Here is a 10,674-nt window from a genome sequence, read left to right on the forward strand (position 1 = left end):
ATGGCCTGCGGCCGCGGCGCGGCGGCCAGCACGTCGGCGAGCAGGCGCTCGCCGGCCAGGTTCAGCGACACCGGCCGCAGCGTCGCCGCCGGGCGGGCGCCGCCGGGCGCCAGCGGCCGCGGGTTCAGCGACAGCGCCGGCGTGCCGGCGTCGGCCTCGGGCGGCCAGACCGCGTCGACGGCGGCCAGCAACGCGTCGACGTCGCAACCGGCGTCGGGTTGTTCGGGGAAGACCGTGAGACGGGTCGCGACGACGGCGTGCTGGCGGTCGATGACCGGGCTGAAGCCCAGGGCCACCGGGCCCAGGATCGGGAGGTCGTGCATCAGGCGCTGAGGTACTGGAACAGCGATTGCCGCTGCACCAGGGAATACGTCTTCAGTGCCGCATCGTAGCCGGTTTGCCTGTTCTGGAAGTCGGAGATCGCCTGCACCATGTCAAGGTCCTCGGCGTTGGAACGCTCGGTCTTGGCGGCGAGCTTGCTCTCGGCGATGCGGCTCTCGACCATGTCGGTGCGGTTCAGCGCCTCGCCGGCGGCGGCGCGCGAGGTGAGCACGTTGTTCATCACCGCGTCGATGTCGGCCAGCCCTTCCTTGACCGCGGTCGAGACCTCGGCTTCGCTGAGCGAGCCGTCCGAGAGCTTGCCGATCACGGTGTCCAGCGCGGTGAAGACCGAGACCGTGCCGGTGCCCGACGGGTCGCGTGCACCCAGCCAGGCCTGCCGGCCGTCGACCGACAGCGGCAGGGCCTCGTCCGAGGCGGCGCTGATCTCGCCCTCGGCGCCGCGGAAGATGACGCCGCCCGGCGTGTCGACGAACGGCGGCGAGTCGGCGCCCTGCCCGGCGAAGACGTAGCCGCCGGCACCGTCGCCGCGGTTGGCCACGCCCAGCAGCTGCGCGCGGATGCCGCGCAGCGCGTCGGCCAGCGTCTCGCGGTTGCTGGCCCCGTAGCTGCCGTTGCCGCCCTGGACGACGAGTTCGCGCGCCTGCTGCAGCAGGTCGCCGGCATTGCCCAGCGCCGACTCGGCCTGCAGCATGACGTTGCGGCTGGCCTCCAGCGCACGCTGGTTGGCCTCGCTGCGCACCATCGCGGCGAGCGCGCGCTCGGCGCGTGCGGCGGCCACCGGGTCGTCGCTGGCGGTGACGACGCGTTTGCCGCTGGTGAGGCGGTCCTGCGCGTCGGACAGCCCTTCCTGGCGCTTCTGCAGGTTCTTGATCGAGGTCTCGAAGGCGTTGGCAGCGGTGATTCGCATGGCGTTTCAGCCTCTTGGAAGGCGGCCTCAGCGGGCCGCGGTCTGGAGCAGCGTCTCGAAGACGCTCTGGGCCACCTGCAGCACCTTGGCCGCGGCCTGGTAGCTCTGCTGGTACTGGATGAGGCGCGCGGCCTCCTCGTCGAGGTTGACGCCGGAGACCTCGCTGCGCGCGAGCTCGGCCTGGTTGGCCACCGAGGTCGAGATCGTCGAGGCGGCCTTGGTCGTCTGCACGCGCACCGCGATGTCGGCGAGCGCGGCGGCGTAGGCGTCGGTGGCGACCATGCCGCCGCTGTAGACGCCGCCGCTCTCGCTGCGGCCGACGATGGCCTGATCGCGCAGGCCGGCCAGCGCCAGCGCGTTGCCGTTGTTGGCGCCGACGTAGGCCGGCGCGATCGTGTTGACGGCGATCGTGTCGCCGGCCCTGGGCACGCCGGCCAGGCGCAGCCGGGCGCCGTTGATCGAGTCGGGTTCGGGCGGGACGATGCCCTCCTCGTTCCAGTCCAGCGGGCCGGTCGTCGTCGACGTGCCACCGCCGTCGGTGACGGTCCAGCTGTACTGCAGCTGGCCGGAGGGCGTCGTCGAGAAGCTGATCGCCGCGCTGGCCGTCATGTCCGGCGTGCGCACCATCGTCAGCGAGGCCACCGACGCGGTGCCGGTGTTGGCGGAGCCCACCGAGGAGACCAGCGGCGAGGCGGCGGCGATCTGGCGCGGATCCTGCAGCAGCGCGTTCATGCCGCTGGCGGCGCGCGCCACCGGCTGCAGCAGGAAGCGGTCGCTGGCCGCCGGCGTGCCGCTGACCGTGACCTCCAGGCCCTCGACCTCGAAGCGGCCGCTGGCGTCGGCGGTGCGCTGGAAGGTCTCCTGCGGGTTCGACAGGCGCGTGATGACGTAGCCGTTGGCCGTCGCCGGGTCCGGGCGCACCAGGTAGTCCGACGCCTTCAGCACGGTGCCGTCGGGCGCGGAGATGCTGAGCGTGGCGGCGAAGTTGCCGCTGGCGTCGCGCGAGTTGTTGATGTCCGAGCGGGCCGACGGCGCGCCGACCTGGAACAGCGGCTTGCCGGTGTTGCCGTTGAGGTCCAGCCCCAGGCTCTGCTGGCCGTTGACCGCCGAGGCCACGCCGGCGGCGAGCTGGCCGACGAGGTTGCGCGCGTCGACCAGGTCCTCGTTCTGGAAGCGCAGCAGCGCGGTCATCGAGCCGCCGCCCAGCGAGTTCTCGTCGAGCATGCGCAGCTTGTCGCCGTCGACCAGCGCCAGCGCCGAGCGCGAGGTGTCCAGCGGGTCGGTGGTGACGCGCATGTCCACCGAGGTCGCGCCCAGCACCAGGTTCTGGCCGCCGGCGACGAAGACGCCGACGGTGCCGTCGTCGGCCATCACGGTGCTGACCTGGATCTTGGAGGACAGCTCGCTGACGATGCGGTCGCGCTCGTCGAGCAGGTCGTTCGGCGGCTGGCCCAGGCCGCGCGCGGCGGCGATCTGGTCGTTGATCTTGGCCAGGCTCTTGGTCAGGCCGTTGACCGCCGAGACGGTGGTCTTCAGGTCGGCGGTGACGCCGGCCTGCAGCGTGTCGATCTGGCCGGCGGCGGCATTGAAGCGCGTCGCCAGGTCCTGCGCACGCGCCAGCACGACCTGGCGCGTGGCCGTGTCGCCGGGCCGCGAGGCGAGGTCGACCATGGCGTTGAGGAAGTTGCCGACGCTGTAGCCCAGGCCGCTCTCGCCGGTCGGGAACACGTCCTCCAGCAGCTGCAGCCGCTGCGACAGCGTCTCGTCCATCGCCGCCAGCGACTTGGCCGAGGCCGCCGCCCGGGTGAGGAACTGGTCGTGCGCGCGCGTGACGCTGGCCACGTCGACGCCCTTGCCGAAGAAGCCGGCCCCGGTGTACTGGCCCTTGGCCGTCGCCAGCTCGGCCTGCTGGCGCGAGTAGCCGGGCACGTTGGCGTTGGAGATGTTGTGCCCGGTGACCTGCATCGAGGCATAGCTTGCCGTCATGGCACGCATGCCCAGCGACATCAGCGATGAAGCGGCCATCCCTTACCCCAGGCTGCGCTGCACGCGCAGCGTCGTGTTGATGACGCGGGTGAGCTTGTCCGCGTACGCCGGGTCGGTGGCGTAGCCGGCCTTCTGCAGGCCGCGCGCGAACGTGCTCGCGTCGGTGGCGCCGGCCACCGTGTCGCGGTAGCGCGGGCTCTCGGAGATCAGCTTCGCGTAGTCGGCGAAGGACTCCTCGTAGCTGGCGTAGGCGCGGAACTTCTGCACCATCTTCTGCGCCTTGCCGTCGACGTACTCGGTGGTCGTCACCTCGGCGACCGGGCCCTTCCAGCTGGCGCCGGCCTTGATGCCGAAGAGGTTGAACGACGGCGAGCCGTCGGCGTGGCGGATCTCCTTGCGGCCCCAGCCGGTCTCGTGCGCGGCCTGGGCGATCATGAACTCCGACGGGATGCCGGTCTTCTGCTCGGCGCGCTCGGCGGCGCCGGCGTGCTGCTGCACGAAGCCGGCAGCGCCGGTCTGCGGGATGCGCGTGGCCTGCGGCCGCGCCGACAGCGGCGCCGGCGTGTTGTTGGCCGAGCCGGTGACCGGGATCGGCCCCGGCGCCATGCCCATCTGGCGCTCGAGCTGGCGCGCGATGACGTCGGCCAGCCCGCCCGGCAGCCCCGAGAGCTGGCCGGCGTACTGCTCGTCGAGCATCTCGGTGCCCATCTTGCGGCCCGGGTCGTCGGACAGGCCGGTGGCCATCGTCGACTGGCGCATGCTCTTCAGCAGCTCGTTCATGAACAGGCGCTCGAACTGCTTGGCGGCCTCGCGCACCGCGGCCTTGGGGTCGTGCTGGGCCTTGGCCTGCAGCGAGGCCAGCGAGCGCGAGTCGACCGACAGCGAGGACGGGCCGGCAGCCATCAGATCACCTCGATCTCGGCGTTGAGCGCGCCGGCGCTCTTCATCGCCTGCAGGATGGCCAGCAGGTCCATCGGCGTGGCGCCCAGCGAGTTCAGCGCCTTGACGACGTCGGCCAGCTTGGTGCCCGCGGGTAGCTGCACCAGCGAGCCGCCCTGCTGGGTGATGGCGATGTCGGACTTGGCCGACTCGACCGTCTGGCCCTGGCCGAAGGGGTTGGGCTGGCTGACCTGCGGCGTGGTGCTGATCGTCACCGACAGGTTGCCGTGGGCCACGGCGCAGGCGCCCAGCGTCACGGCGTCGTTCATCACCACCGAGCCGGTGCGCGCGTTGAGCACCACGCGCGCGGCGGGCTTGGCGATCTCGACCGTCAGGTTCTCGATGTCGGCGAGGAAGGCGATGCGCTCGCCCGGCGCCTGCGGCGCGCGCACGCGCACGCTGCGCCCGTCGAGCGCGACGGCGGTGCCCTGGCCCTTGGCGCGGTTGATCGCGTCGGCCACCGCACGCGCGGTGGCGAAGTCGTCGGCCTGCAGCCCGAGCTGCACGCCGTCGCCTTCGAGCAGCGGCGTCGGCACGGTGCGCTCGACGGTCGCGCCCATCGGGATGCGGCCGGCGCTCAGGTGGTTGATCTGGACCTTGGAGCCGTTGGCCGAGGCGCCGGCGCCGCCGACGATCAGGTTGCCCTGGGCCAGCGCGTAGACGTTGCCGTCGGCGCCCTTGAGCGGCGTGGCGATCAGCGTGCCGCCGCGCAGGCTCTTGGCGTTGCCGATCGACGAGACGTTGATGTCGATCTGCTGGCCCGGCTGGGCGAAGGCCGGCAGCTGCGCGGTGACCATCACCGCGGCGACGTTCTTCAGCTGCATGCTGCTGCCGGCGGGCACGGTGACGCCCATCTGCTGCAGCATCGCCGTCACGCTCTGCGTCGTGAACGGGGTCTGGGTGGTCTGGTCGCCGGTGCCGTCGAGGCCGACGACGAGGCCGTAGCCGACGAGCGCGTTGGCGCGCACGCCCTGCACCGCGGCGACTTCCTTGAGCCGCACCGCGGCGGCGGCCGGCGCGGCGGCGAGCACCGTCAGCGCGGCGGCGACGAGCAGGACGAGGCTTCGCATCGTGTCGCTCCTCACAGCGGCCACAGCACGCTGAAGAACACCCGGCTGAGCCAGCCGACGGCGTTGGTGTCGGCCTGGGCGCCGCGGCCGCGCTGCTCCAGCCGCACGTTGGCGATGCGCGTGCTCTGCACGACGTTGCCCGGCTCGATCGCGCGCGGGTCGACCTGGCCCGAGAAGCGCAGCACGTCGACGTTGGCGTTGACGCCGATCTGCTTCTCGCCGGCCACCAGCAGGTGGCCGTTGGGCAGCACGCCGCGCACGGTGACGGTGATCGTGCCCTGGAAGTCGTTGCTGTTCTGGGTGCTGCCCTTGCCGGCGAAGCTGTTCTCGGAGTTGGCGCTGACGGCGGCGCGGCGCAGCGCCGTGGCGGCGTTGATGCCGGGCAGCGCGGTGATGCCGCCGCTCAGGTCGGTGGTCTTGTCCAGCGAGCTCGTCGACTTGGCGGTGGCGCTGATCTTCTCGACGATGCGCACCTGCAGCGTGTCGCCGGCCTGGCGCGCGCGGTGGTCCTCGAACAGCGGCCGGTACTGCGAGGTCTGGAAGATCGCGCCGGTGCTCGGCGCCTCGGCCGCGACCACCGGCGGCGGCGTGTCGGCGCCGGTGGGCTGCTCGAACTGCACCGTCGGGTACATCGTCTCGCAGCCGGCGAGCGCCAGCGCCGCGGCGGCCAGGCAGGTCCTCACGAGCGTGTTCACAGCTGCCCCAGCTTCTGCAGCATCTGGTCGGAGGTCTGGATGGCCTTCGAGTTCAGCTCGTAGGCGCGCTGCGTCGCGATCATGTTGACGAGCTCCTCGACGACGTTGACGTTGCTGGTCTCGACGAAACCCTGCTGCAGCGCGCCGAGCTCGTTGGTGCCCGGCGTGCCGGTGTTGGGCGTGCCCGAGGCCGCGGTCTCGGCGTAGAGGTTGCCGCCCAGCGACTCCAGGCCGGCCGGATTGATGAAGTTCGCCAGCTGCAGCTGGCCGACGGTGGTCGGCGTGGCGTTGCCGGCGGTCGTCACCTGCACCGTGCCGTCGTCGGCCACGGTGACGGTCTTGGCGTCGGCCGGGATCGTGATGCCGGGCTGCACCGGGTAGCCCTGGTTGGTGACCAGCTGGCCGGCGTTGTCGACCTGGAAGCCGCCGTCACGCGTGTAGCCGGTGGTGCCGTCGGGCATCTGGATCTGGAAGAAGCCGTTGCCCTTGATCGCGATGTCGTAGCTGTTGCCCGTCTGCTGCAGGTTGCCCTGGCTGAAGTTGCGCGTCGTGCCGGCGGCGCGCACGCCCAGGCCGACCTGCAGGCCGGTCGGCAGCGTGCTCTGCTCGCTGCTGGCGGCCCCGGCCTGGCGCAGGTTCTGGTAGATCAGGTCCTCGAACTGGACGCCGCCGCGCTTGAAGCCGTTGGTGCCGACGTTGGCGAGGTTGTTGGAGATGACGTCCAGCTTGGTCTGCTGGCCCTCCATGCCGGTCTTGGCGATCCATAGCGAACGAAGCATGTCGGTTCCTCGGGGGGCGGACGGGTACGAGCGAATCTTGAGGGCGGACAAGCCCGGTCGAAACGCCGAAAACAGCCGCGTTGTGCCCGCATCTCCGCGCCGCCAACGAAAACGCCGCGCTCGGGGCGCGGCGTGTCGGGGGGCCGGGCCGGGGGCCCGGACTCAGGTCGCCAGCAGCTTGGTGGCGCCCTGCTCCTTCTGCTCGGCGGTCTGCAGCATCTTGATCTGCTGCTCGAACTGGCGCGCCGCGGAGATCATCTGCACCATGGTCTCGACCGGGCTGACGTTGCTGCCCTCGAGGGCGCCGTCCTGCAGCCGGGCGGCCGGATCGGCCGGCAGGTCGCCGTCGGCGGCGCGGAACAGGCCGTCGGTGCCGCGCGTCAGCGGCGCCTCGGGCGTGACCAGCTTGAGCCGGCCGATGGCCTGCGGCTTGCCGCCGTTGGCCGCCGCCGAGACGGTGCCGTCGGCGCCGATCGTCAGCGTCGCGTTGGCCGGCACCGTGATCGGGCCGCCGTCGCCGAGCACCGGCAGGCCCGACGGCGTGACCAGCACGCCCTCGGCGCTGACCTCCATCGAGCCGGCGCGCGTGTAGGCCTCGGTGCCGTCGAGCGACTGCACCGCCAGCCAGGACTTGCCGCGCATCGCGACGTCGAGGTTGCGGCCGGTGACCTGCAGCGGGCCGGACTGGTCGTCGTGGCCGACGGTGGACTCCAGCGCGTAGACCCGGGTGCTGGCGCCGTCGCCGCGCACCGGCACGGCACGGAAGGCCTGCAGCTCGGCGCGAAAGCCGGTCGTCGACGCGTTGGCCAGGTTGTTGGCGAGCACGTCCTGGCGCTCCATCGTCGCCTTCGCGCCGCCCATCGACAGGTAGATCAGACGGTCCACGGTTCAGCCTCCGCCGCGCGCGCGTTCAGCGCATGTTGACCAGCGTCTGCATGACCTGGTCCTGGGTCTTGATGGTCTGCGCGTTGGCCTGGTAGATGCGCTGCGCGGTGATCATGTTGACCAGCTCGCCGGTGAGGTCGATGTTCGACTCCTCCAGCGCGCCGGCCTGGATGACGCCCATGTTGCCCTCGCTGGGCACGCCGACGACCGCGTCGCCCGAGGCGTAGGTGCTGGCCCAGACGTTGCCGCCCAGCGGCTGCAGGCCCTGCGGGTTGCGGAAGTTGGCGAGCTCGAGCTGGCCGGCGGGCTTGCTCTGGCCGTTGCTGTAGCGCGCCAGCACGATGCCGTCGGCCTCGATCGCGATCGAGGTGAGCTGGCCGGCGGCGTAGCCGTTCTGCGTCAGGTTGGTGACGCCGAAGGTCTGGTCGTACTGGGTCGCGCTGGCCACGTTGACCGACATGTTCAGCGGCACCACGATGCGCGAGGTCTCGCGGCCGGTGACCGGGTCGGTGATGATCAGGTCGTTGGTGATGCTCAGCGCCAGCGCGTCGGCCGGGTCCGGCGAGGCCAGGCGGCCGGTGGTGTTGTCGAACTCCAGCGTCTGCCACTTCACCGGGTTGCCGGCGGCGTCGACGTTCACCGGCTGGCCGTTGGCGGTGACGTAGACGTTCCACTTGTCGTTCGACTCCTTCTGGAAGTAGTACGACAGCGCGACGTCCTGGCCCTTGGAGTCGTAGGCGACGACCGAGGTCGCGTTGTTGTAGGTCGACTTGTCGGTGAAGTCGATCTGCGGCGTCGCGGTGGCCGCCGGCGCCGTGACCACCGAGTCGGCCTTGAGGTTGAACTCCAGCTCGATCTTGCTCGTCGCGCTCGGCGCGATGCCGGCCGTCGGCAGCTTCAGCGGCTGCGCCAGGCCGGGCTGGATGGTGCCGGTGCCGTCGGCCGGGTAGCCCATCAGCTTGAGCTTCTCGTTGTTGACGATGTAGCCCTCGCGGTCGACCTTGAACTGGCCGTTGCGCGTGTACACGGTCGGGCTGACGCCGTCGGTCACCTGGAAGAACCCGGCGCCGTTGATCGCCATGTCCATCGCGTTGCCGGTGGTCGAGATGTTGCCCTGCGTGAACTGCTGCGACACCGCGCCCAGCGTCACGCCGATGCCGACGTTGTTGACCCCGGCGCCGTTGAGCGCGGTGGCGTACATGTCGGAGAACTCGGCGCGCGAGACCTTGGCGCCGTAGGTGTTGGCGTTGGCGATGTTGTTGCCGATGACGTCCAGGCTCTTGCTGGTCGCGTTGAGCCCGGAGAGACCTTGCTGGAAGCTCATCGTGTCGTCCTGTTCAGTTGTAGGCCTTGACGGCGGTGTAGTCGATGGCGCCGCTGTGGGCGAGTTCGAGCTGGAGCTTGCCGCCGGAGTTGCTGACCGCGGCCACCGTGTCGCGCATCAGCGGCGTCGTCTGCACGGTCGTCGTGCCGAGCTTGGCGGTGACGCGGAAGGTGTAGCCGCTGGGGTCCTCGACCTTGCTCGCGTCCCAGCTGAAGCTGTGCGTGCCGGCCTTGGCCGCACCGAGGTTGAGCGTGTCGGCGACGCGGCCCGAGGCGTCGAGGATCTCGACCTTGACCGAGTCCGCGGCGCCCGACAGGTCGATGCCGCCGACGCCCACGCCCTGGCGCACGTCCAGGTGCTTGCCCTCGACGGTGACGTCGCGGCCGATCAGCGAGGCGCCCTGCATGGCCTGCATCTGCAGGAACTGCGAGTTCAGGCCGGTGACCGTCTCGTTGAGCTTCTCGATGCCGGTCACGGTGTTGATCTGCGCCATCTGGCTCGTGACCTGCGCGTTGTCCATCGGATTCAGCGGGTCCTGGTTCTGCATCTGCGCGACCAGCAGCTTCAGGAAGCGGTCGGCGCTGGCCGACGCGGTGCCCGCGTTCTTGCTCTCGGTCGGGGTGTTGATCGCGGCGTAGGGATCGATGGTGGTCATCGCGTCTTCCGTTCAGGCTCAGGACTGGCCCATCTGCAGCGTCTTCTGCAGCAGGGTCTTCGCGGTGTTCATCACCTCGACGTTGTTCTGGTAGGAGCGCGACGCGGAGATCATGTCGACCATCTCCTGCACCGCGTTGACGTTGCTGAAAGTGACGTAGCCCTCGGCGTCGGCAGCGGGGTGCTTGGGGTCGTGCACGCGCCGGCCGGGGCTCGCGTCCTCGCGGATCGTCGAGACGCGCACGCCGGCGGCGCTGGCCGGGTCGGCGCCGGCGTCCATCAGCGCGGTCTGGAACACCACCTGGCGCGCCTTGTAGGCCTGGCCGTCGGGGCCGGCCACGGTGTCGGCGTTGGCGAGGTTGCTGGCGACGACGTTGAGCCGCTGGCTCTGCGCGCTGACCGCGCTGCCCGAGACGTCGAAGATGCGGAACATGCTCATGATTCGGTTCCTCAGCCCTGGTTGTGGCTCTTCATCGCGTCGGTCAGCGTCCTGACGCTGCCGTTGAGGAAGCGCAGCGAGGCCTCGAACTTCAGCGTGTTGTCGACGAAGGCCGCGCGCTCGCGGTCCATGTCGACGGTGTTGCTGTCGAGGTTGGTCTGGGACGGCGCGCCGTAGCGCAGGTCGGTCGCCGGGCGCTGGCGGCCGAAGCCTTCGGCCAGCAGGCCGCGGGCCACCGGCGAGCCGAGCTCGTTGCCGCCGCCGGCCGGTGCCGCGCCGCTGGCCGGCGGGCGCGGCAGCGAGGCGGTGGCCTCGCGCAACGCCTGCGAGAAGTCGAAGTCGCGCGCCACGTAGCCGGGCGTGTCGGCGTTGGCGATGTTGCTGGCGATCACGCGCTGGCGCTCCGAGCGCAGCGCGAGCGCCTGGGCCTGGAAGTCCAGCTGTCCGGTCAGGCGGTTGATCATGGGCTCGCGCTCCTTCGGGATGGTCCGCGCCGATTCTCGGCAGCCGGGGCCGCGGCTTGGGGCCGATAAGCGGGCACATCCCGGCGCTTTTCGCCGCCGTGCCCGCGCTGCCGACGTCTAGAGTGCGTCGCGTGGAAAAGGACTGCCCCCCGCTCGCGAGGCACGGCCGGCGCCCTGCTGCTGGCCGCCG

General features: G+C 71.0%; 11 protein-coding genes and 1 pseudogene. All 12 read right to left on the reverse strand.

Annotation, left to right across the window (positions count from 1 at the left end; genetic code table 11):
• Positions 1 to 323 (reverse strand): annotated as a pseudogene (locus RBXJA2T_RS04500) (EAL and HDOD domain-containing protein); the annotation flags it as partial.
• Positions 323 to 1,249 carry a flagellar hook-associated protein FlgL gene (flgL, locus tag RBXJA2T_RS04505; protein WP_009856138.1) on the reverse strand — a complete coding sequence of 309 codons (927 nt, stop codon included), beginning with the start codon at positions 1,247 to 1,249 and terminating at the stop codon, positions 323 to 325. The pseudogene RBXJA2T_RS04500 and the gene flgL, both read right to left, overlap by 1 nt.
• Before the next feature lie 27 nt (positions 1,250 to 1,276).
• Positions 1,277 to 3,274, reverse strand: a complete 1,998-nt coding sequence (gene flgK / locus RBXJA2T_RS04510; RefSeq protein ID WP_029718828.1) for a flagellar hook-associated protein FlgK — start codon at positions 3,272 to 3,274, stop codon at positions 1,277 to 1,279.
• 3 nt (positions 3,275 to 3,277) lie between these two features.
• Positions 3,278 to 4,138: a flagellar assembly peptidoglycan hydrolase FlgJ gene (gene flgJ / locus RBXJA2T_RS04515; RefSeq protein ID WP_009856140.1), complete on the reverse strand. Its 861-nt coding sequence runs from the start codon at positions 4,136 to 4,138 to the stop codon at positions 3,278 to 3,280.
• Entirely contained in the window at positions 4,138 to 5,244 is a 1,107-nt protein-coding gene (locus RBXJA2T_RS04520) for a flagellar basal body P-ring protein FlgI (RefSeq protein ID WP_009856141.1), read from the reverse strand. The genes flgJ and RBXJA2T_RS04520 overlap by 1 nt, the downstream gene beginning before the upstream one ends.
• An 11-nt stretch (positions 5,245 to 5,255) precedes the next feature.
• A complete protein-coding gene (locus RBXJA2T_RS04525; protein WP_009856142.1) occupies positions 5,256 to 5,939 on the reverse strand; it encodes a flagellar basal body L-ring protein FlgH in 684 nt (227 codons plus the stop codon).
• A complete protein-coding gene (gene flgG / locus RBXJA2T_RS04530; protein WP_009856143.1) occupies positions 5,936 to 6,718 on the reverse strand; it encodes a flagellar basal-body rod protein FlgG in 783 nt (260 codons plus the stop codon). The genes RBXJA2T_RS04525 and flgG overlap by 4 nt, the downstream gene beginning before the upstream one ends.
• Positions 6,719 to 6,880: 162 nt before the next feature.
• Positions 6,881 to 7,603 (reverse strand): flagellar basal-body rod protein FlgF, encoded by a 723-nt coding sequence (gene flgF, locus RBXJA2T_RS04535; protein ID WP_009856144.1) that lies wholly within the window; start codon positions 7,601 to 7,603, stop codon positions 6,881 to 6,883.
• Between the two features lie 25 nt (positions 7,604 to 7,628).
• On the reverse strand, positions 7,629 to 8,927 hold the full coding sequence (flgE, locus tag RBXJA2T_RS04540; protein WP_009856145.1) for a flagellar hook protein FlgE: 1,299 nt from the start codon (positions 8,925 to 8,927) through the stop codon (positions 7,629 to 7,631).
• A 13-nt stretch (positions 8,928 to 8,940) separates the two neighbouring features.
• Entirely contained in the window at positions 8,941 to 9,582 is a 642-nt protein-coding gene (locus tag RBXJA2T_RS04545) for a flagellar hook assembly protein FlgD (protein WP_009856146.1), read from the reverse strand.
• Positions 9,583 to 9,600: 18 nt separating this feature from the next.
• Positions 9,601 to 10,020 carry a flagellar basal body rod protein FlgC gene (gene flgC, locus RBXJA2T_RS04550; protein WP_009856147.1) on the reverse strand — a complete coding sequence of 140 codons (420 nt, stop codon included), beginning with the start codon at positions 10,018 to 10,020 and terminating at the stop codon, positions 9,601 to 9,603.
• An 11-nt stretch (positions 10,021 to 10,031) separates the two neighbouring features.
• Positions 10,032 to 10,484 (reverse strand): flagellar basal body rod protein FlgB, encoded by a 453-nt coding sequence (locus RBXJA2T_RS04555; RefSeq protein WP_009856148.1) that lies wholly within the window; start codon positions 10,482 to 10,484, stop codon positions 10,032 to 10,034.
• Positions 10,485 to 10,674 lie beyond the last annotated feature (190 nt).

The sequence above is a fragment of the Rubrivivax benzoatilyticus JA2 = ATCC BAA-35 genome, assembly GCF_000190375.1.
Lineage (GTDB): Bacteria > Pseudomonadota > Gammaproteobacteria > Burkholderiales > Burkholderiaceae_C > Rubrivivax > Rubrivivax benzoatilyticus.